Here is a 20,940-nt window from a genome sequence, read left to right as displayed (position 1 = left end):
ATGAAGTCCGCATGGCCTACAGCCTTGTATACAGCCCAACAAGTCCGGGCCTTGGATGCTCAACAGATCGCTGCGGGCGTTTCGGGTTTTACCCTGATGCAGCGAGCTGCTCAGGCCGCTTGGCAAGCGCTATTTCAACGATGGCCTCAGGTTAAAAGCCTCAGTGTTATTGCAGGACGGGGCAATAATGCGGGCGATGGATATCTGATTGCTTGCTTGGCCCTGCAAGCCGGTTGGCGAGTACAGATTTTAACCTTAGAGGATCCAAGCCTGTTACAGGCTGATGCCGCTTTAGCCTACCAAGCAGCTTGTAGCGCAGGGCTATCCATACAGGATTGGTCAGCAGAGCGAGGGCTTGAGGGAGTAGTGGTTGATGCGCTTTTAGGCACTGGAGTGCATGGCAGCGTGCAAGGGTTGTACGCTGAAGCCATTGCCGCTATGAATGCGTCAGGATTGCCAATTGTGGCCGTTGATATCCCTTCGGGACTTTGTGCTGATACCGGGCAGATACTGGGTATTGCAGTACGGGCTCAACTAACGGTGAGCTTTGTAGGCCTTAAGTTGGGGCTATTTACGGGACAAGGCCCGGATTATGTGGGTGAAATTCTGTTTGATGCGTTGAATGTGAGTCCTGAGCTGATTCAATCCAGTGCGCGTGCGGCTAAAGCCCAGCGTTTAACAAACGAAACCTTACCTAAATTGGCTCCCCGTGTGCCTACGACCCACAAGGGACAATTGGGGCATCTGTGGGTTGTGGGGGGCGATCGTGGTACAGCAGGCGCTGCTTTGATGGCGGCTGAGGCGGGGTTACGTTTAGGGGCTGGCTTACTGACCTTGGTGACTCGCCCAGAACATGCCACAGCCGCTTTGATTCGTTGTCCTGAAGTGATGTGCATCCCGGCGGAATCTAGCTATGCACTGGCTTCGGCTTGGCAGCGCTGCTCCTCCACTCGACCAGTCATAGTTGTCGGGCCGGGCTTAGGCCAGCAGGCTTGGGGAAACAGCTTACTGAGCTGGGTTGTTGAGCAAGACTGCCCGCAGGTCTGGGATGCGGATGCCTTAAATAGACTGGCCTCAGGAGCGGTTCAACTGCCTAAAGATAGCCTAATCACCCCTCATCCGGGAGAGGCAGCACGTTTACTGCAATGCTCCATCGCCGAAGTGCAACAGGATCGCCCCGCAGCGGCCTTGGCTTTGGCACAGCGTTATGCGTGTGTGGCTTTGCTCAAGGGCGCAGGCACCCTGATTGCTGCGCCTGATGGTCGGTTAGCGCTCTGTGATCGAGGGCATCCGGCTATGGCTTCGGCGGGTTTAGGGGATGTACTGGCCGGTGTTTTAGGAGCCTTGCGTGCCCAAGGCCTAGAAGCGTTCGAGGCGGCCTGCTTAGGCACTTGGTTGCATGCAGTGGCTGGAGAACAAGCGGCTGTTCAAGGACGGGGTTTGTTGGCTACCGATCTGATCCCCCACATTCGCCAACTCTTAGAGGAGCAGTCTCCATGTCGGGGCTGAAAATTTTTGCAACAAATGAAGCAGCGATGTTGGAGCAAGGGCAGCGTCTAGCTTCTGTATTGAAGGACGGCGGTATCTTGTACCTACTGGGCGATTTAGGGGCCGGTAAAACCACTTTATCTCGCGGAATACTACAGGGGCTTGGTCATCACGGACGGGTGAAAAGCCCCACATTTACGCTGGTTGAGCCCTATGAGTTAGCCAATCTATCGGTGTTTCACTTTGATTTATACCGCTTGACAGACCCTGATGAGCTTGAGTTTTTGGGGGTACGCGACTATTTCCAACCTCAGGCACTGTGCATTATCGAGTGGCCTGAACGCGGACAAGGGGTTTTGCCAAGAGCAGACTTGAACATTACCATTAGCCCGCAAAATACGGGCCGCTGCTTATATCTGGAGCCCGATACGGTGCGGGGCCAAGCTTGGTGCGCCACACTTAATAACGGATAACAGTCAGGGGTTGGATATGCGCAGAAGTGCGGCGTGGATAGCCGGTCTGATCGTCATGCTGACGGCGGCTCAGGTATGGGCGGCCTCAGAGGTACGAGGAGTGCGTTTATGGCGTGCTCCTGACAATACTCGGCTGGTATTTGATTTATCCGGCCCCGTTCAACACAGCGTGTTTACCCTCAGTGCTCCTAATCGCATCGTGATTGATGTGATGGGGGCTAACTTGAGAACAAACCTGAGCAAATTAGTCTTAAAAAATACCCCTATTACGGGATTACGGGCAGCCCAGCGTGACCCCAAAAACCTGCGCTTAGTATTGGATTTATCGGCGGAGGTGTTACCCAAAAGTTTCACCCTAGTGCCGAACCAAGAGTACGGGCACCGATTGGTGGTTGATTTGTTGGATAAGGGCTCCGATCTGGCCAACGATGAAATCATGGCCAAGGTACAGGCAGTGCCTAAAACAACTGTAGCGGCTGCGCCCTCTCCGAGTCCTCCTACGACAGCTTCCTTAACACCCATTGTCACGCCCGTATCACCCAATCTATCCGTCACTAAGCGCTCACCCAGTAGTTCTGGGCGACGGGACATTGTTATTGCCTTGGATGCAGGGCATGGCGGAGAAGACCCCGGTGCTTTGGGGCCTGGAGGATTGCGTGAAAAGGACATCACTCTGTCGATTGCCAGACGGCTAAAGCAAGCCATTGATCAGAAAAAGGGCTTTCGAGCGGAGCTGGTACGCACAGGAGATTACTTTATTCCCCTGCGTCGTCGTACCGAGATTGCTCGTAAACAAGGGGCTGATCTGTTCGTCTCCATTCATGCTGATGCGGCCCCCCGTACCTCAGCCTTTGGTGCTTCGGTATATGCTTTGTCTGATCGCGGGGCTACCTCAGAAACTGCCCGCTGGTTAGCAGACGCTGAAAACCGCTCTGATCTGATCGGAGGTACAGGCAACCTAAATCTAGGAGATAAAGACCGCATGTTGGCAGGCGTGCTGCTGGATCTTTCCATGACTGCTACCCTGTCCTCCAGCCTGAATGTGGGTCAAAAGGTACTGGACAATATTGGCCGCATTACTCCTTTGCATAAGCAACGGGTTGAGCAAGCAGGCTTTATGGTGCTCAAATCCCCAGATATTCCCTCGATCTTGGTAGAAACTGGCTTTATCTCAAACCCCGATGAGTCAAAGAAACTGAATACCAGCAGTCATCAGCAGGCTTTGGTGAGTTCGATTGCAGCGGGTGTCACCCATTTTTTTCAGGAAAATCCCCCAGTCGGTACCTACATCGCTTGGTTGAAGGATTCGGGACGTTTAGCTTCCGGGCCTCGGGAGCATGTGGTTCAGCCGGGGGACAGCTTGGCTTTATTAGCCATGCGTTATCAGGTATCGCCTGAATCACTGCGCAGCGCTAACCAGTTGGAGAACGATGTCATCAAGGTGGGGCAACGGCTGCGGGTTCCTGCTTCCATGTTGGCGGGGCAACCATGACCCCACGCATCCAAAAGCTAAGCTTATTACTGGCTAACCAAATTGCCGCCGGTGAGGTGGTAGAGCGGCCTGCCTCTGTGGTTAAAGAGTTACTGGAGAATAGCTTAGATGCGGGCGCTACCCGCATTGAGCTGGATGTGGAGCAGGGCGGCATTAAGCTATTGCGCATACGGGACAACGGCTGTGGCATTGCGGCTGAGGATTTATCCTTAGCGCTGGCTCCCCACGCCACCAGTAAAATTCGGGTGCTGGAAGACTTAGAGCATGTGGCGAGCCTAGGTTTTCGGGGGGAGGCTTTAGCTTCCATTAGCTCCGTATCACGCCTAACGCTGACTTCGCGGCAAGTGGATGCCCATCAAGCTTGGCAGGTGACGGCTGAAGGCGTTGGCATCAATCGGCAGGAGGCTCCGGCTGCCCATCCTCCGGGCACCTCGATTGAGGTTCGGGATCTTTTTTTCAATGTGCCCGCCCGCCGTAAATTCCTACGCACTGAGAAAACTGAGTTTGACCATGTTTTTGAGGTCATCAAACGGCTGGCTTTATCGCGTTTTGAAGTGGCCCTGCAACTGCGGCATAACGGTAAGTCTGTATTGAGTTTGCAGGAAGCGTGCGACGAAGCCAGCCGAGCACGGCGAATCAGTCAGATTTGTGGCGCAGCCTTTGTGGAGAGCAGCCTGAAATTGGATGTTGAGCGCAGTGGGCTACGTCTCTGGGGCTGGTTAGGATTGCCCAGTGCCGCTCGAAGTCAAACCGATTTACAATACTTCTATGTCAACGGGCGCATGGTAAAAGATCGTCTAGTAGCCCATGCGATCCGCCAAGCGGTACAGGATGTACTGCCCCATAACAAACATCCGGCCTTTGTGCTGTTTTTGGAGCTAGATCCCGGCATTGTGGATGTCAACGTGCATCCTACGAAGCACGAGGTGCGTTTTCGAGACAGCCGTGCAGTGCATGATTTCTTATACAGTACTCTGTACCAGTCCTTGGCCGATGTGCGTCCGGGCGATCAACTCGCTAGGACTGGCGACATCCTCCCCCCAGCCGCTATGGTCTCAGAGAGGATTGAGGTTCAAGACCCCACTCCAATGCAACGGGAAATGGCCTTATCCTTGCCTAGTATCCGTTCTGGGGCTGGAGGATCGGCTTGGCGCTCCAGTGGCTTCTCCAGCGCTGGCACCGTCGGGCGCTTTGAATCACCTATAGCTGAGTCAGCCGGGGTGTACCGCACCTTTTTTGCGCCGCTCGATTCAGATGAGCCACAGTCACCGCCCGCAGCTCTGGTGGAAGAGGCACCTGAAGTCATCCCGCCCTTGGGTTTTGCTTTGGCTCAACTAAAGGGCATCTATATTTTGGCTGAAAATGCAGAGGGCTTGGTGCTGGTGGATATGCACGCTGCCCATGAGCGTATTACCTATGAACGGTTGAAAAATGCATTGGCGGTGGAGGGTATTCGAGGCCAACCCTTACTGGTGCCAGAAACCCTGTTTTTATCCGCCGGACAAATTGAGTGCGCCGAGCAACATGCCGATTGGTTTTTGCGCTTGGGTTTTGAGCTGCACAGTTTAGGGCAGGAAACTTTAGTGATTCGCCAAATCCCTGCCTTATTGAGCCAAGCTGATGCCGGTCAGTTGGTGCAAGATGTTCTGGCCGATCTACAAGAATACGGCCAAAGTGACCGCATTGAAGTCCACGTGAACGAGCTATTGGCCACTATGGCCTGTCATGGCTCGGTGCGTGCTAAACGGCGCTTAACGGTACCGGAGATGAATGCTTTATTGCGGGATATGGAGCAGACCGAGCGTAGTGGGCAATGCAATCACGGGCGACCTACTTGGACTCAGTTGGATATGCAGTCTTTAGATCGACTGTTTTCACGGGGTCGTTAAGAAGACCTTCCGAAATAGGAGCGGGGCTTTTCTAAAGAGGACTTGCAGTCTTGTCCGCTCAATCTGAAACTAAGCAACCTTTGTTGTTGAGCACCTCCATGTCGGCTTTGCCCCCTGCCATCTTCTTGATGGGCCCCACTGCGTCTGGAAAAACAGATTTAGCCTTAGAGTTAATGCAGGCTTTGCCTTGCACGCTGATTAGCGTGGACTCAGCGATGGTCTATCGAGGTATGGACATTGGTACGGCTAAACCCAGCCCAGAGCTTTTAGCGCAGTACCCCCATCATCTGGTGGACATTCGCGATCCGCTTGACAGCTACTCAGCCGCTGATTTTTGCACTGATGCCTTGGCGCTTATGGCTAAAGCCACAGCAGCGGGGCGTATTCCCCTGCTAGTGGGCGGAACCATGCTCTACTTCAAGGCATTGAAGGAAGGCTTAGCCGATATGCCCAGTGCTGACCCAAGGGTTCGGGCTGAGTTGGAAGCTCAGGCGGCTGAGCAGGGTTTAAGCGTACTGCATCAACAATTGGCTGAGGTTGATCCTGAGTCGGCCCTGCGTATTCATCCTAATGATCCACAGCGTCTGATCCGAGCCCTAGAGGTGTATCGAGTTAGTGGTCAATCCATGACCGAGCATCGGCAGCGCCAACAAATATTACGCACATCTGGAACCTCAGACCCCAGGAACTTGCCTTATACTGTTGTAGAGCTATCGATTGCTCCGCAACAACGACAGATCTTGCACCAGCGTATTGCTCAGCGTTTCCAAAGCATGTTGAAACTCGGATTTGTGGAAGAAGTTGAGCAGTTGCGCAACCGTGATGACCTGCATCCTTTGTTGCCCTCTATGCGTTCTGTAGGATACCGACAGGTATGGTCTTATTTAGACGGGCAGTTGTCTTGGGATGAAATGTTTGAGCGGGGTGTTATTGCGACGCGCCAATTGGCTAAGCGGCAGCATACATGGCTGCGAAGTTGGGGAGAAATATACTGGTTAGATAGCTTAGCAAGCGATAATCTGTCTAAGACATTGAAATACTTGCAGACATACGCCATATATTGATCTTGTGTTGCATGAAGCTCCTTGTTCATCAGCAAAAATTTATCCTAACGTTAAAAATGCATACATCTCTTAAGGAGAGTGAACCATGTCAAAAGGGCATTCGCTACAAGACCCTTATTTGAATACCTTGCGTAAGGAACGCGTTCCTGTCTCTATTTATCTGGTCAATGGCATCAAACTACAGGGCCAGATTGAGTCTTTTGATCAATTTGTTATCCTGCTCAAGAACACAGTCAGCCAGATGGTGTACAAGCACGCGATCTCTACCGTTGTTCCTAGTCGTCCTGTTCGCCTGCCTTCCGGAGAGGGTGACGCGGCCGAGGCAGGACTCTAAAGGAGTCACCCTTGTTCTTTGAGCGTCACAATGGTGGAGAGCGAGCTATCCTCGTCCATCTGGAGAATCCAGATCCGGCCGTTCGCGAAGATCCTCAAGAGTTTCAAGAGCTAGCCTATTCCGCAGGCGCAGAGGTTGTGCGCTTGGTGAGCGTCGGGCGTTATCAGCCTTCTGCTAAGTTTTTACTGGGTAGTGGTAAGGTTGATGAGCTCCGCGAACAGGTTAAGGACTCCGAGGCTGATCTAGTCATCGTGAATCACAATCTGACCCCCAGTCAGGAGCGCAATTTAGAACGAGTACTGGAGTGCCGCGTTCTGGATCGTACCGGACTGATCTTAGATATCTTTGCTCAACGAGCGCGTACCCATGAGGGCAAGCTTCAGGTGGAGCTGGCCCAATTGGATCACATGAGCACGCGGCTGGTGCGTGGCTGGACGCATTTGGAGCGCCAAAAAGGTGGCATCGGTTTACGTGGCCCCGGTGAAACTCAGTTAGAGACGGACCGTCGCTTGCTGCGGGTGCGTATGCGTCAAATCAAGCAGCGCTTGGAAAAGGTACGCAGCCAACGGGAACAGGCCCGGCGTGGTCGTCAAAGGGCCGAGATTCCCGTGGTTTCTTTGGTCGGCTATACCAATGCGGGTAAATCTACCCTGTTTAACCAATTAACTACGTCAGTGGTTTATGCGGCGGATCAGTTGTTCGCGACCCTTGACCCTACGCTGCGTCGTTTAGAGCTTCAGGATGTAGGGCCAATCGTGTTGGCTGATACGGTAGGTTTTATTCGTCATTTGCCGCATAAACTGGTTGAATCCTTCCGCGCTACTTTGGAAGAGTCCAGTAACGCAGATCTATTGCTGCATGTAATTGATGCCCATGAACCTGAGCGAGAGCAGCAGATTGAGCAAGTATTGAGCGTTTTGCAGGAAATTGGCGCTCAGGATTTGCCCATGCTTGAGGTTTACAACAAACTGGATTTGGTGGAGGGGGCGCAGCCTTGTATTCAACGGGATGCTGAGGGTCGTCCGCAACGGGTTTGGGTTTCTGCTCAGCAGGGGCTAGGCATGGATTTACTGCACCAAGCAATGGCTGAGTTGCTGGGCACGGAGCTTTTTGTGGGTGCTTTGCGTGTCCCCCAACAATTAGCCCGTTTGCGGGCCCAGTTATTTGCCGCTGGTGCGGTGCAAGAGGAATCCTATGATGAGCAAGGTGACTACGTTATTAGGGTTCGATTGCCGCGTATTGACCTCAACCGTTTGTTGAGTAGAGAACACTTGCACCCAGAAGGTTTTCTTGAGCAACATACTTTGCAATAAAGCAACACACTGATTTACAAGGGTTGAGCCAGCGCTTTGGGTAGCATGGGTGGCGCGCCTTGGGCGCGTCTTTCAGTGTATTAGAATGGAGAGCGCTATGGCTTGGAATGAGCCGGGTGGCAACTCGAACAACCAAGACCAAGACCCCTGGGGCAAAGGTGGTCGCCGTGGTGGTGATCATCAAGGGCCGCCGGATCTTGATGAGGCTTTTCGTAAATTACAAGACAGCTTAAACAGCCTATTTGGAGGCAAAAAGCGCGGCTCAGATTCAGGCGACAACAACTCAGGAGCTTCCGGTGGCGGCTTCGGAATGCTGTGGCTTGGCTTGGTCGTACTGTTTGGCTTTTGGCTGTATAACGCCGTCTATATCGTGGATGAGCAAGAACAGGCCGTTATTCTGCGCTTTGGTAAGTATTACGAAACCGTAGGTCCCGGTCTGAACCTTTATTTCCCGCCCATTGACACTAAGTTTCAGGAAAACGTCACGCGGGAGCGCTCTTACAGCAAGCAAGGCCAGATGCTGACTCAGGATGAAAACATCATCGAAGTGCCCCTGACCGTGCAGTACAAAGTCGGCAACTTAAAAGACTTTGTACTGGCGGTGGATGAGCCAGAAATCAGCTTGCAACAGGCTACCGACAGTGCTGTGCGCCATGTGGTGGGTTCTACTGCTATGGATCAGGTACTAACGGAAGGCCGTGAAGCTATGGCCGGAGAAGTCAAAGAGCGTTTGCAGCGCTTTATGGAGCGTTATAACACGGGCATTGTGGTTACTCAGGTGAACTTGCAAAGTGCCGCAGCCCCGCGCGAAGTACAGGAAGCTTTTGACGACGTTATCCGTGCCCGTGAGGACGAACAGCGCCTGAAAAACCAAGCCGAGTCCTATGCGAACGGTGTAGTTCCTGAAGCTCGAGGTGAAGCCCAGCGCATGCTGGAAGAAGCCAGCGGTTATCGGGAGTCGGTGATTGCTCGCGCCGAAGGTGAAGCCAATCGCTTTAGCAAGTTGCGCGAGGAGTACAGCAAAGCTCCAGAGGTTACGCGGGAGCGTTTGTACTTAGAGACCATGCAGCAAATCATGGGTAATACCAGCAAAGTTCTGATTACCGCTGAGCAGGGACAAAACAGCCTGCTGTATTTGCCCTTGGATAAAATGATCAACTCATCAAAAAGCAGCAGCTATTCGGGCTCATCGGGTAATAGCAATACATCGGCGCAACAAGAGGCGGTTCCCGTCACTAATTTGCCCGAACAGCCTGATCCACGTTCAAGAGGAGGGCGCTAATGAGTAATAAATCTTTAGCCACTCTAATGATTGGCGGTTTGTTAGCGGTAGTGCTATGGAACAGCTTTTTTATCGTCGCCCAGACAGAACGTGCTGTGATGTTGCGCTTCGGTAAAGTGGTTGAGTCTGACCTAAAGCCCGGTCTGCACATGAAAATCCCTTATGTGAACAGCGTGCGACGTTTTGATGGTCGTCTGTTAACCCTAGACTCCACCACAGCGCGCTTTTTGACCTTAGAGAAAAAAGCCCTGATGGTGGACTCTTATGCCAAATGGCGGGTGGATGATGCTGAGCGCTACTACACTGCGACCTCAGGGGTTAAGCAGATTGCCGATGAGCGTTTAGCCCGCCGTCTGGAGGCTGCCCTGCGTGACCAAATCGGTAAGCGCACCCTGCATGAGGCCGTCTCTGGACAGCGCGACGAATTGATGGCCCAAGTGACCGCAACTCTGAACCGTGCAGTTCAGCAAGAGTTGGGTATTGAAGTCATTGACGTGCGCGTGAAGGCCATTGATTTGCCGCGCGAAGTGAACCGCAGCGTGTTTGAGCGTATGAGCTCTGAGCGTGAGCGAGAAGCCCGTGAGCATCGTGCTAAAGGCCGCGAGTTGGCTGAAGGTATTCGAGCCGATGCCGATCGTCAGCGCAACGTCATCTTGGCGGAGTCTTTCCGCAAGGCTGAAGAGTTGCGTGGTGAGGGTGATGCTAAGGCAGCGGCCATTTATGCTAAAGCTTATACGCAGGATCCTGAGTTCTACGCTTTCCACCGTGGTTTACAGGCTATGCGGGAAAGCTTCTCCAGCAAGGAAGATATTTTAGTGTTAGATCCTAATACGGACTTTTTGCGCTACTTTAAGCAGGCTAACCAGCCCAGCACTAAGGTGGATGTAGAGGTGGAGTCCGCTCAGTAAAAGCCTTGTTGGGTCTTCCGTGCGTTTGGCCACGGGATGACCCAGCAAAAAAACATTGTTATGATCCGCAAGCCGGGACAATCCCGGCTTTTTTGCGTCTGCTAGGCTATTTGTGGGCCAGTAGAGGCTTGTGGGTGAGCTCAACAACGCTTGCCTTGGTTATAAAAAGGATCTAGCTGTCTTGATAAGGCCTGCCAGATCGAGAGGTGATGAGCGACATGGCAACAATAGACCGCTGGCTTTTGCCGGATGGCATTGAGGAAGTGCTACCGCCCCAGGCGCAGCACATCGAAACGGCACGACGGGCTACCCTAGACCTGTTGCAGCGTTGGGGATATGAGCTCGTCATTACGCCGCATATCGAGTTTATCGAGTCATTGTTGGTGAATGCCGGTCAGGATCTGGACTTAAAAACCTTCAAAATGCTCGACCCTCTGTCGGGCCGACAAATGGGAGTCCGTGCCGATATTACGCCCCAAGTCGCTCGTATTGATGCCCATGCATTGCGCCAAGCTGGGCCAGCCCGTCTTTGCTATGCCGGTAGTGTATTGCATGCTAAACCGCAGGCCTTATCTTCATCCCGCAGTCTGATTCAGTTAGGTGCGGAGCTGTACGGTGATTACAGCAGCACGGCTGACTTGGAAATCATCAGTTTGATGCTTGAAGTCTTGAATCTGGCCGCCGTAGCTGATGTACACCTAGATCTAGGGCACGTAGGCATTTATCGCGGTTTGGCACAGGCGGCAGGATTAAGTGGCTGTATTGAGCAACAACTCTTTGATGCCCTGCAACGCAAAGCCACCGATGAAGTAGCCGCTTTAACAGAGTCGCTGCCTCCAGATTTAGCCCATATGTTGCGGTCTTTGGTCAGACTCTGCGGAGGTGCAGAGGTTTTAGATGAGGCCGAACAGCTATTAGCTATGGCTCCAGAACCTGTGCAGAGCTGCTTAACAACATTGCGGCAAGTCGCTACCCAATTAAGTCTGCGTTATCCCGAAGTGCCTTTGTATTTTGATTTGGGAGAGTTACGCGGCTACCACTACCATACAGGAGTTGTGTTCGCGGCCTTTGTACCCGGTGTTGGGCAGTCCATTGCTCAGGGTGGGCGCTATGATCACATTGGGGCTCCTTTTGGACGGGCACGGGCGGCCACAGGCTTTTCGACGGATTTAAAAAACCTGATTGCCTTGGGGCAATTGGAGTCTGTTCAAGCGCACCCCGCTATCTGGGCTCCTAGTGAGGCTAGTACCGATTTGTGGCAACAGATTAGCGCATTGCGTCAGGCGGGTGAGCGAGTCATCCAAGCCTTAGATGGGCAAAGCCTAGATTCTGCACAACAGCTAGGTTGCGATCGCCAACTGGTATTGCAGCAGAACGATTGGATTGTTGTCCCCTTGCCGTAAGGCAGGATCACATCATCAAACGGGTGAACCGGGATTTCGTTATCGGCCGGTATGTACCGGCTTGCTTTCAAAGAGGACAAAAGGCTTATGGGTAAGAATGTTGTGGTTCTTGGCACCCAATGGGGCGACGAAGGCAAGGGCAAGATCGTTGACCTGCTGACCGATCAAGCGGCTGCTGTAGTGCGCTATCAAGGGGGTCATAATGCAGGCCATACCTTGGTCATTGACGGTGAAAAAACCGTACTGCACCTGATTCCTTCGGGCATTTTGCGGGATAACGTACAGTGCCTGATCGGTAACGGTGTGGTGGTCGCTCCCGATGCGCTGATGCAGGAAATCACCAAGCTAGAGGCTAAAGGTGTTCCGGTTCGGGAGCGTTTGCGCATTAGCTCAGCCTGTACCCTGATTCTGCCCTACCACGTCGCTTTAGATCAGGCCCGCGAAGCCGCCCGCTCTGAAGGTAAAATCGGTACTACCGGGCGTGGTATTGGCCCAGCCTATGAAGATAAAGTGGCGCGTCGTGGTTTGCGCATTGGTGATCTGTTCAACCCTGAGCGCTTTGCCAAAAAACTGCGCGAATTGATGGAGTACCATAACTTTGTGCTACAGAACTACTACAAAGTAGAACCTGTGGATTATCAAAAAACCTTGGACGATGCGCTCAACTATGCTGAACAGTTGCGTCCTATGGTGGCGGATGTAGGCGTTCGTTTGCATGAGTTGCGCCGTCAAGAAGCCAACATCATGTTTGAAGGGGCTCAAGGGTCACTTCTGGACATTGATCACGGCACCTATCCCTACGTTACCAGCTCCAGCACTACCGCAGGTGGTACTGCTACGGGTTCCGGTTTTGGCCCGCTGTATTTGGATTACATTTTGGGCATCACCAAAGCCTATACCACCCGCGTAGGCTCTGGCCCTTTCCCAACCGAGCTGTTTGATGATGTGGGCGCACATTTGGCCAAGCAAGGCCACGAGTTCGGTTCCACAACCGGGCGTGCGCGCCGCTGCGGATGGTTTGATGCGGTGATTTTGCGTCGAGCCATTGAAATCAACAGCATTTCCGGCCTGTGCTTAACCAAGTTAGACGTGCTGGATGGTTTAGATACCGTGCGCCTGTGCGTCGCCTATCGGGATAAAAATGGGCAATTGGTGGAAGCGCCAACCGATGCGGACAGCTATGAAGGCTTAACTCCGATATATGAAGACATGCCCGGATGGAAAGACTCCACTCTTGGCGTCACCAGTGTAGAGGCTTTGCCTGCCAATGCCCGTGCGTACATTAAGCGTATTGAAGCCTTAGTAGGAGCTCCGGTAGATATTATTTCAACCGGGCCTGATCGTAACGAAACCATTGTTTTGCGTCACCCCTACGCCTAAGTTTTAAAAACTCCCAAAGCAACGCATACCGAGTTGCTTTGGGGCGTTGGCTTAAAAATCCGATAGATGGACTAACAATATTTCTACTTTCAAATAGCCACTTTGGGGATATTGTCTATATTGAGACAAAACACACAAAGGAGGGGATTGAGGGAGCGTTTTGGATGACCTTAGCAAATGGAACCCTTGAATACTCTCTGATCCGTATTGGATTGCGTCATTTGATTTGGCTATTAGCATTATTGAGTGCATTGGTTTCTCTGGGGAGTACCCTGTATGCCAGTTATCAGGCTCAAAATGAGTTACTCGTTGAGAAAACTTTACAAGCTAATCAAGCCTACGCCACCAAACTGGCCAGCACTGTAGAAGATTTTATTCAATCTTCGTGGCAGCGCTTGGCCTATAGTGCGCGTCAACTTCAAGATGGCCTAGATAACCCTGATATTTTGCAGTCAGAAGTTGACCGTTTATGGCGGCAGATCAGCGGTTTTAACACTGTTGTAGCAGTAAATGCACAGGGTTTAGTGCGTGCTACTTCCCCTGAGTCTATTCCCTTAATCGGGCGTATATTAAGTTCACCTGGAGCGCTTGAAGCCCTCAAAGAGCGTAGGCCGTTGGTGAGCAGACCCTACATATCAGCCACGAATAATTTAGTGGTTTTTGTCTCCTACCCCATAGTGACGGAAGAAGGGCAATATCTGGGATATATTGGGGGTAGTCTGTATTTGAAGAAAACCAATCAGTTGCATGAGTTATTTGGTGAGCACTGGCGGCCTGCCGATATTCATTTATATGTAGTCGATCTGAAACATCACCTGATCTACGATTCAAGTACAGATTCTAAGCTTGGCGAGGTTGTTGAACATAATCCTGTACTGGATGCCTTGGGGCAAAGGGAGTATGGGCAACTGAATCATTCAGGCTCATTAGCGGGATACGCAGCCATTACTTCCGCCGGTTGGGGTGTGGTAGTCGAAAGTTCGGCCAATGCTATATACGCAGACTTAGAAACCAATGTCTGGCACATTTTCTATGATGCTATGCCCTTGGTTGTACTGGGGTTATTGGCAGGTTATCTGTTAGCTTTCCTCATTGCGCGCCCTTTAAACTGTCTAGCTCAGACCGCTCGGAATATGGATGGCGAAGGTGCTTTAGAGCAAGTGTATCTGGTACAACCTTGGTATTTTGAAGTTGCTCAATTGCGCCAAAGCATGTTAGCAGGGATTGGATTATTGCATCAAAAAGTGCCTAGTGTGCCGGTATCAAACCTGATTGATCCCGTGACTGGGTTAAAAAGCCAGCAGGGGTTGATAGCCATCTTAGATACATGGCAAGAAAGTCGCTCTTTTTCCATCATAGCTTTGGCGATTGATGGCTGTGCAGAGATCTCTAATCAAGATGCAAAAGATCATGCAATGGGGCAAGTTGCGCAGTTAATGCGAGAAAGTGCGCGAGCTACAGATGTATTGTGTCGTTTTAAAGACGATGTTTTGTTGGCTTTATTGCCGGGAACCAGTTTAGCTGATGCATCACGAGTTGCTGAGCGTCTGCGTTTACGGGTTGAGTTGGCGGATATTGTTGTAGCTGGTGTGGGGGTTACGCTTTTGTTGGGCGTATCTTACTGGAGTCTCACGACAGAGATTAGTGTGCAAGTTATAGTGCAGACCGTGGTGCAAGCTCTTGAGGAAGCCCAGCAACAGGGGCGGCGGAATTTTGTTATAACACCTATTGCCTAAAGAGAAGATACAGCCTGCATTGGTATGAATTTTCATGTACGTGCTAAGATGCGTTAAATAGCGGCGCTGGAACCATCCAAATATCCCATGCCTTTTTCTTCTTTATTTCGCTTGGATTTGCGTCGATTGATCATGTTGCTTGCGTTTTTAAGTGGCATAGCAACCTTATCGAATACGTTCTATGCCAGTTATCAAGTGCAGCGTGAAGCGCTGATCCAAAATACCTTGGAAGCTAATCGGGTATACGCTACTAAGTTGGCAGCGAGCATTGAAGAGTATTTTGAGGCGGTACGGCAGCAGCTAGGATACAGCGCTGCTCTTTTATCCGAGCATTTTTCTGATGAGACGTTGTTGCGTGCTGAGTTGGCACGATTGAAACTGCAAACAGACAGTTTTAATTCGGTTTTTGCTGTCGATGCACAAGGTACGTTATTGGATATTTATCCTGAAACTCTATCCCAACTCCGAGGGATACGCGCCACCTCACAGGCAGCACAGACCGCTTTAAGCGCAAAAATACCTCTGATTAGTGAGCCTTATCAAGGGGCCAGCGGCTATTTGTTGATCGCAATTTCTTCTCCCGTTTGGACGCGAGAAAAGCGTTATCTAGGCTATATCAGCGGTACGCTCTATCTTGAGCAGCCCAATATGCTCTCACGTTTGTTGGGAGAGCATTATTATCGAGATGGATCTTATTTATACGTTGCTGGGTCTGACAGCCGCCTGATTCATCATGTTGATCCCAAACGTATTGGAGAACGTGTTCCTAATAATCCTGTGATTAAAGCTGTTCTTCAGGGTGAAACGGGAAGCATGCAGTTAATTAATTCACAAGGCGTTGAAATGTTGGCCGGTTATGCTCCCATTCCCTCTTCTGGTTGGGGAGTGGTAGCACAGCGTCCTTTAAAAGCAGTTATGGCCGAGTTAGATAGCCTTATGTGGGCGATCTTATACCAGTCGTTGCCTTGGGCTGTTGTAGGGCTAATGACTATTTACTTATTTGCGCGCTTGATTTCCCAGCCCTTGTGGCAGTTAGCCCGGGGTGCGCGCTCACTGGATGCTGAAAACGCTCAAGACCAAATTCAACAGGTGAAGGCTTGGTACTTTGAGGCTGCTCAGTTGAAACGTGCTGTACTAGCAGGCTTTAGTACTTTACGCCAACGAATTGGTGTGTTGACTCGTGATGTACTCACAGATCCCCTAACAGGCTTATATAACCGCCGGGGATTAAGAGTGACCCTAGATACTTGGCAATTAAAACAACAGGGTTTTGCCATCATTGCCTTGGATATTGATCACTTCAAACAGGTTAACGATACCTATGGTCATGATATGGGCGATCAGGTACTGAAATATCTGGCGACTGTCATGCAGGAGTGCTCAAGAACTGCTGACTTAGCATGTCGCAACGGTGGGGAGGAGTTTTTACTGCTCTTGTCAGGAGCCCATTTAGAGGATGCACGACAGGTAGCAGAACGCCTGAGGCTGCGTATGCAACTGGCCGATATTCCACATATTGATCGATCAATTACCGTTTCTTTAGGTGTGGCTGAGTGGTATCCCAATAGCGGCATTACGGTAGAGCATGTGCTAAAGATGGCAGATCAAGCGTTGTACGCTGCCAAGCAACAAGGGCGCAATAGGGTGGTTACTGCTGCTGTTGATGTGGAACAGGCTAACTTAGGCTGAGCGCTTTGCTCTATTGATTGAATGTTTGATGACTAAATCGTCAGAAACCAAAAAACCCGCTTACTTAAGCGGGTTTCCGAATATGGTGCCCAGGAGAAGACTCGAACTTCCACGGTATTGCTACCGCTAGGACCTGAACCTAGTGCGTCTACCAATTCCGCCACCTGGGCAGTGTGTACACTGATGATGTATGAGTGAAGCCTGCTTTTTAGGTTAAGATGCTAACCAACAAGCTAGATCTTAATATATGGTGCCCAGGAGAAGACTCGAACTTCCACGGTATTGCTACCGCTAGGACCTGAACCTAGTGCGTCTACCAATTCCGCCACCTGGGCACTTCTAAGCAGCACAACCACTCTACAGCATTGCGTTGTCACTGTGGGCGCGAACTATAAGGGGGGACTTAGCCCTTGTAAAGCCCTGAAGGTAAAAAATAATCGCATAGATGACTGCCATCGGCAGCCGTTCTAGGCTTCAATAGAAAAATGAACCTAACTCATTGAAAAAGGTATGTGGATTTAATGGCCGATTGGCAATCCCTCGATCCCGAGGCCGCGCGTGAGGCGGAAAAATACGAAAACCCTATTCCTAGTCGGGAGCTGATTCTGTCGCACTTAAGTCAGCGAGGTGCTCCCGCCACCCGCGAACAACTACAGGCAGAGTTTGGCTTAGTCTCGGATGAGGATATCGAAGCACTGCGCCGTCGCTTGCGGGCGATGGAGCGCGATGGACAATTGCTGTATACCCGGCGTGGAGCTTATGCGCCGGTGGATAAACTGGATTTAATCTGTGGGCGAGTCAGTGGTCACAGGGATGGATTTGGATTTTTGATCCCTGAGGATGGGACAGATGATTTGTTTTTGTCGCCTACTCAGATGCGCTTGGTGTTTGATGGTGATCGCTGTTTAGTTCGCGTTGCCGGTTATGATCGACGGGGCCGCCGTGAGGGTGCCATCGTTGAAGTCATTGGGCGCGCCCATGAAAGCATTGTGGGTCGCTTTGCGATTGAGGGAGAGGTGGGCTTTGTCGTTGCCGATAATCCCAAAATTCAGCAGGAGGTATTGGTCACTCCGGGGCGTACTTTAGGGGCTCAGGTAGGGCAGTTTGTTGAGGTGCGTATCACCCACTGGCCCACCGTGCGCTTTCAGGCTCAAGGCGATGTGGTTGAGGTGATCGGCAACTACATGGCCCCCGGTATGGAAATTGACGTGGCGCTGCGTAGTTTCAGTATTCCCCATGTATGGCCGGAAGCGGTAGAGCAGGAAGCGGCGCGTATTAAGCCGCAGGTTTCTGAAGCCGATAAACAAAAGCGTGTCGATCTGCGCCATTTACCCTTTGTCACCATTGACGGTGAGGATGCGCGGGATTTTGACGATGCCGTATTTTGCGAACGCCCCGCTGGGCTCAAACGTTTAGCCGGTGGTTATCGGTTGTATGTCGCCATTGCGGACGTATCCCATTATGTGAAATTGGGTTCCGCTTTGGATGAGGAAGCGCGTAATCGGGGTAACTCGGTGTATTTCCCTGAGCGGGTCATCCCTATGCTGCCGGAAATTCTGTCTAATGGGCTGTGCTCTTTAAATCCCGAGGTAGACCGACTGGCGATGGTGTGTGAAATCCAGCTCAGCCGCGCTGGAAAGATGCAAAGCTACCAGTTTTATGAGGCGGTGATTCATTCCCACGCACGGCTAACCTATACCCAAGTCAGCGCCATGTTGGAACATTCGCGTTCGGCAGAGGGCAAACGGCTGTCTGCCCTGAATGAAGAGCTATTACCACACCTCAAACAACTGTACAGCCTGTTTAAAGCGCTGCTTAAGGCACGGCACGAACGTGGGGCTATTGAGTTTGAAACTCAGGAAACCCGGATTGTGTTTGGTCGTGACCGTAAGATTGCGGAAATTCGTCCGACACAACGTAACGCTGCTCACCGCTTGATTGAAGAGTGTATGCTCTGTGCCAATGTGGCGGCGGCGGATTTTCTACAACGCCATGAGCTCCCTGGCTTGTATCGAATACACGATGTCCCCCCCAGTGAGCGTTTGGAAAAGCTCCGCACCTTTTTGAGCGAATTGGGCTTGACCCTCCATCGCGGTAAGCAAGACCCCACACCGAAAGACTACCAAGCCCTGTTAGAAAGTATTCAGAATCGGCCAGACACTCATCTGATCCAAACCGTGATGTTGCGTTCCATGAGCCAAGCTGTGTACAGCGCTGATAATCAGGGTCACTTTGGTCTAAATTACGAAGCCTATACCCACTTCACATCGCCCATTCGTCGCTACCCTGATTTGCTGGTTCATCGAGCTATCCGCAGCATTATTCGTTCGCGCCGTGAATCCCCCTATGTGCAGAGACTGGATGCACCCAGTATTCCCAAGGCGCGTGTTTACCCCTATGACGAGGCGGCTTTGGAGCAACTGGGTGAGCATTGCTCCATGACCGAGCGCCGTGCCGATGAGGCGACACGCGATGTCGTGAATTGGCTGAAGTGCGAGTTTATGCGGGATCGGGTGGGTGAGGTTTTCCCCGGTGTAGTTACTGCGGTAACAGGGTTTGGCTTGTTTGTAGAGCTGTCCAATATCTATGTGGAAGGCTTGGTGCACGTTACGGCCTTACCGGGTGATTATTACCACTTTGATGCCGTACACCATCGGTTAACGGGGGAGAACAGTGGCCGTAGCTTCCGTTTGGGGGATGCGGTAGAGGTTCGAGTGGCTCGTGTGGATTTGGATGAGCGCAAAATAGACTTCGATCTGGTAGGTAGTCTTCAGCCCAAAAAACCTAAGGTGGCGGGCCGGAGTCAGGCCAAAAAGTCAACGCTTCCCGTGTTATCTGACTTGCTGTCTGAAGATACTAAGGCAAAAGCGCGTGACAAAAGCCGTGCGATTAAAGAGAGCCTATTAGCCGGGGTGCAGCGCAGTCGCAAAACGAAGACTTCTAAACACTCAGAGGCTACAGAGTCTGAGCCTAGGGCTAAATCCTCGTCCAAGGACAAGCTGTCTTCAGGACGCAGTAGCTATGCTGCGAAGAAGAAAAAGCGCCCGTCATCGGCTGTGGATACCGATTTTTCGGCCCGTCGTCCGCGTAAACGCAAAGCAACGTCTTAATCAACTTTTGCTGAGGAGGAAGCAGGGCGCAGCGACTGATGCCTTGTGTACTTGATGAGTCAATTGGAAAAAGTGTACGGCATCCATGCGGTGGAAGCCTTATTACGTCATCACCCCAAGCGCGTGAAGCAACTATGGCTAGCTGAGCGCCGCTCTGAGCCACGCCTTCAGCCTTTATTGGCGTTAGCGGGGCAGTATCGGCTGCCTGTGGACTCCATTGACCGTGGCCAACTGGACGAATGGACGGAGGGTGTACATCAAGGGGTGATGGCGGAGGTAACACCCAGCCAAGTGCTGGGTGAGAACATGCTGGATGATTTACTCGGTGCTTCTGACGAGCCGCCCTTAATCTTAATCTTGGATGGTGTCACCGACCCGCACAATCTGGGGGCTTGCTTGCGTACCGCTGATGCCGCGGGAGTACGGGTGGTGATTTTGCCTAAGGATCGCTCAGCCACGTTAAATGCCACAGTGCGCAAAGTAGCCTGTGGTGCGGCGGAGGTGATTCCTGTGGTTTCAGTGACTAATCTGGCCCGTACCCTTGAGCGCCTACAGCAAAAGGGCATTTGGATTGTTGGAACCGCAGGAGAAGCCACCCAAGATCTGTATGAGCAAGATCTGCGCGGCCCCATTGCCTTGGTGATGGGCGCAGAAGGCAAAGGTATGCGCCGCTTAACCCGTGAGCATTGCGATTATTTGGTGCGTTTACCCATGGCAGGGAGCGTCAGCAGCCTGAATGTCTCTGTAGCCACTGGGGTGTGTCTGTTTGAAGCGGTACGTCAGCGCCGCGTATCCTCCTAGACAATAGGTTTCTTGCATGGATGAGGGGGCTTCACTAGAATAGCGCCCCTTGTCTTGCCTATCCCCGATGAGCACGGCATTAAAAATACTCACTCCTTGCCTGACCGTATTGACGGCAGGCTACAACCCGTAAGGAGCATTTATGCGTCATTACGAAATTATTTTTCTGGTACATCCAGATCAAAGCGAGCAAGTCGGCGGCATGGTAGAGCGTTACACCAAGCTGATCGAAGAAGATGGTGGCAAGGTTCATCGTCTGGAAGATTGGGGCCGTCGTCAGCTGGCTTATGCCATCAATAACGTCCACAAAGCACACTATGTTTTGCTGAACGTAGAATGCACAGCCAATGCCTTGGCTGAGCTGGAAGACAGCTTCCGTTACAACGATGCCGTCATCCGTAATCTGGTGATTCGCCGTGATGAAGCCATTACCGGTCCTTCTGAAATGCTTAAGGCTGAAGAAAACCGTAGTGAGCGTCGTGAGCGCCGTGAGCGCATTGAAAGCCTAGACGCCCTTGATGGCGAAGGCGATCACGATCAGCTTGGTGAGTAATCCAGAGTCCTGTTGAGGAACCGAA

General features: G+C 51.7%; 16 protein-coding genes and 2 tRNA genes. 16 read left to right on the top strand and 2 right to left on the bottom strand.

The genetic code is table 11. The features are described 5' to 3' along the window. The 13 genes from LX59_RS00660 (at position 1) to LX59_RS00600 (ending at position 16,451) form a co-directional block, all read left to right on the top strand. Entirely contained in the window at positions 1–1,509 is a 1,509-nt protein-coding gene (locus LX59_RS00660) for an NAD(P)H-hydrate dehydratase (RefSeq protein WP_144569915.1), read from the top strand. Beyond that, positions 1,497–1,961 (top strand): tRNA (adenosine(37)-N6)-threonylcarbamoyltransferase complex ATPase subunit type 1 TsaE, encoded by a 465-nt coding sequence (gene tsaE, locus LX59_RS00655; protein WP_144569914.1) that lies wholly within the window; start codon positions 1,497–1,499, stop codon positions 1,959–1,961. The genes LX59_RS00660 and tsaE overlap by 13 nt, the downstream gene beginning before the upstream one ends. Before the next feature lie 16 nt (positions 1,962–1,977). Further along, complete coding sequence (locus LX59_RS00650) at positions 1,978–3,453, top strand: N-acetylmuramoyl-L-alanine amidase (RefSeq protein ID WP_144569913.1); 1,476 nt, start codon at positions 1,978–1,980, stop codon at positions 3,451–3,453. Then, positions 3,450–5,342 (top strand): DNA mismatch repair endonuclease MutL, encoded by a 1,893-nt coding sequence (gene mutL / locus LX59_RS00645; protein WP_144569912.1) that lies wholly within the window; start codon positions 3,450–3,452, stop codon positions 5,340–5,342. Before LX59_RS00650 ends, mutL begins: the two co-directional genes overlap by 4 nt. A 98-nt stretch (positions 5,343–5,440) precedes the next feature. Further along, positions 5,441–6,406 (top strand): tRNA (adenosine(37)-N6)-dimethylallyltransferase MiaA, encoded by a 966-nt coding sequence (gene miaA / locus LX59_RS00640; RefSeq protein ID WP_144570228.1) that lies wholly within the window; start codon positions 5,441–5,443, stop codon positions 6,404–6,406. Positions 6,407–6,491: 85 nt separating this feature from the next. Continuing rightward, entirely contained in the window at positions 6,492–6,740 is a 249-nt protein-coding gene (gene hfq / locus LX59_RS00635; protein ID WP_144569911.1) for an RNA chaperone Hfq, read from the top strand. 11 nt (positions 6,741–6,751) lie between these two features. Next, on the top strand, positions 6,752–8,053 hold the full coding sequence (hflX, locus tag LX59_RS00630; protein ID WP_144569910.1) for a ribosome rescue GTPase HflX: 1,302 nt from the start codon (positions 6,752–6,754) through the stop codon (positions 8,051–8,053). A gap of 97 nt (positions 8,054–8,150) precedes the next feature. Then, positions 8,151–9,335: an FtsH protease activity modulator HflK gene (hflK, locus tag LX59_RS00625; RefSeq protein WP_144569909.1), complete on the top strand. Its 1,185-nt coding sequence runs from the start codon at positions 8,151–8,153 to the stop codon at positions 9,333–9,335. Continuing rightward, complete coding sequence (hflC, locus tag LX59_RS00620; protein ID WP_144569908.1) at positions 9,335–10,243, top strand: protease modulator HflC; 909 nt, start codon at positions 9,335–9,337, stop codon at positions 10,241–10,243. The genes hflK and hflC overlap by 1 nt, the downstream gene beginning before the upstream one ends. A gap of 218 nt (positions 10,244–10,461) precedes the next feature. Next, on the top strand, positions 10,462–11,646 hold the full coding sequence (locus LX59_RS00615; protein WP_144569907.1) for an ATP phosphoribosyltransferase regulatory subunit: 1,185 nt from the start codon (positions 10,462–10,464) through the stop codon (positions 11,644–11,646). A gap of 87 nt (positions 11,647–11,733) precedes the next feature. Further along, positions 11,734–13,026: an adenylosuccinate synthase gene (locus tag LX59_RS00610; protein ID WP_144569906.1), complete on the top strand. Its 1,293-nt coding sequence runs from the start codon at positions 11,734–11,736 to the stop codon at positions 13,024–13,026. Positions 13,027–13,190: 164 nt separating this feature from the next. Further along, positions 13,191–14,762, top strand: coding sequence for a diguanylate cyclase domain-containing protein (locus LX59_RS00605; protein WP_144569905.1), 1,572 nt, complete (start codon positions 13,191–13,193; stop codon positions 14,760–14,762). 132 nt (positions 14,763–14,894) lie between these two features. Then, positions 14,895–16,451 (top strand): sensor domain-containing diguanylate cyclase, encoded by a 1,557-nt coding sequence (locus LX59_RS00600; RefSeq protein WP_246118642.1) that lies wholly within the window; start codon positions 14,895–14,897, stop codon positions 16,449–16,451. Between the two features lie 83 nt (positions 16,452–16,534). Here the strand turns inward: LX59_RS00600 and LX59_RS00595 are convergent. Together LX59_RS00595 and LX59_RS00590 are read right to left on the bottom strand one after the other, a co-directional pair. Next, positions 16,535–16,621, bottom strand: a tRNA-Leu gene (locus tag LX59_RS00595). A gap of 78 nt (positions 16,622–16,699) precedes the next feature. Continuing rightward, positions 16,700–16,786: transfer RNA gene (locus LX59_RS00590), tRNA-Leu, on the bottom strand. Between the two features lie 186 nt (positions 16,787–16,972). Here LX59_RS00590 and rnr point away from each other — a divergent pair. The 3 genes from rnr (at position 16,973) to rpsF (ending at position 20,915) form a co-directional block, all read left to right on the top strand. After that, entirely contained in the window at positions 16,973–19,561 is a 2,589-nt protein-coding gene (gene rnr, locus LX59_RS00585; protein WP_144569903.1) for a ribonuclease R, read from the top strand. A gap of 54 nt (positions 19,562–19,615) precedes the next feature. Beyond that, positions 19,616–20,362 (top strand): 23S rRNA (guanosine(2251)-2'-O)-methyltransferase RlmB, encoded by a 747-nt coding sequence (gene rlmB / locus LX59_RS00580; RefSeq protein ID WP_144569902.1) that lies wholly within the window; start codon positions 19,616–19,618, stop codon positions 20,360–20,362. 142 nt (positions 20,363–20,504) lie between these two features. Then, positions 20,505–20,915 carry a 30S ribosomal protein S6 gene (gene rpsF / locus LX59_RS00575; RefSeq protein WP_144569901.1) on the top strand — a complete coding sequence of 137 codons (411 nt, stop codon included), beginning with the start codon at positions 20,505–20,507 and terminating at the stop codon, positions 20,913–20,915. Positions 20,916–20,940: the final 25 nt, after the last annotated feature.

The sequence above is a fragment of the Azomonas agilis genome (assembly GCF_007830255.1).
Classification (GTDB): domain Bacteria; phylum Pseudomonadota; class Gammaproteobacteria; order Pseudomonadales; family Pseudomonadaceae; genus Azomonas; species Azomonas agilis.
This window is presented reverse-complemented; position numbering and strand designations above follow the sequence as displayed.

Excerpts from the sequence above, each read along its gene's own strand:
- LX59_RS00660 (WP_144569915.1), top strand. The coding sequence starts at position 1 with ATGAAGTCCGCATGGCCTACAGCCTTGTATACAGCCCAACAAGTCCGG.
- tsaE (WP_144569914.1), top strand. The coding sequence starts at position 1,497 with ATGTCGGGGCTGAAAATTTTTGCAACAAATGAAGCAGCGATGTTGGAG.
- LX59_RS00650 (WP_144569913.1), top strand. The coding sequence starts at position 1,978 with ATGCGCAGAAGTGCGGCGTGGATAGCCGGTCTGATCGTCATGCTGACG.
- mutL (WP_144569912.1), top strand. The coding sequence starts at position 3,450 with ATGACCCCACGCATCCAAAAGCTAAGCTTATTACTGGCTAACCAAATT.
- miaA (WP_144570228.1), top strand. The coding sequence starts at position 5,441 with ATGTCGGCTTTGCCCCCTGCCATCTTCTTGATGGGCCCCACTGCGTCT.
- hfq (WP_144569911.1), top strand. The coding sequence starts at position 6,492 with ATGTCAAAAGGGCATTCGCTACAAGACCCTTATTTGAATACCTTGCGT.
- hflK (WP_144569909.1), top strand. The coding sequence starts at position 8,151 with ATGGCTTGGAATGAGCCGGGTGGCAACTCGAACAACCAAGACCAAGAC.
- hflC (WP_144569908.1), top strand. The coding sequence starts at position 9,335 with ATGAGTAATAAATCTTTAGCCACTCTAATGATTGGCGGTTTGTTAGCG.
- LX59_RS00615 (WP_144569907.1), top strand. The coding sequence starts at position 10,462 with ATGGCAACAATAGACCGCTGGCTTTTGCCGGATGGCATTGAGGAAGTG.
- LX59_RS00610 (WP_144569906.1), top strand. The coding sequence starts at position 11,734 with ATGGGTAAGAATGTTGTGGTTCTTGGCACCCAATGGGGCGACGAAGGC.
- LX59_RS00605 (WP_144569905.1), top strand. The coding sequence starts at position 13,191 with ATGACCTTAGCAAATGGAACCCTTGAATACTCTCTGATCCGTATTGGA.
- LX59_RS00600 (WP_246118642.1), top strand. The coding sequence starts at position 14,895 with ATGTTGCTTGCGTTTTTAAGTGGCATAGCAACCTTATCGAATACGTTC.
- rnr (WP_144569903.1), top strand. The coding sequence starts at position 16,973 with ATGGCCGATTGGCAATCCCTCGATCCCGAGGCCGCGCGTGAGGCGGAA.
- rlmB (WP_144569902.1), top strand. The coding sequence starts at position 19,616 with ATGAGTCAATTGGAAAAAGTGTACGGCATCCATGCGGTGGAAGCCTTA.
- rpsF (WP_144569901.1), top strand. The coding sequence starts at position 20,505 with ATGCGTCATTACGAAATTATTTTTCTGGTACATCCAGATCAAAGCGAG.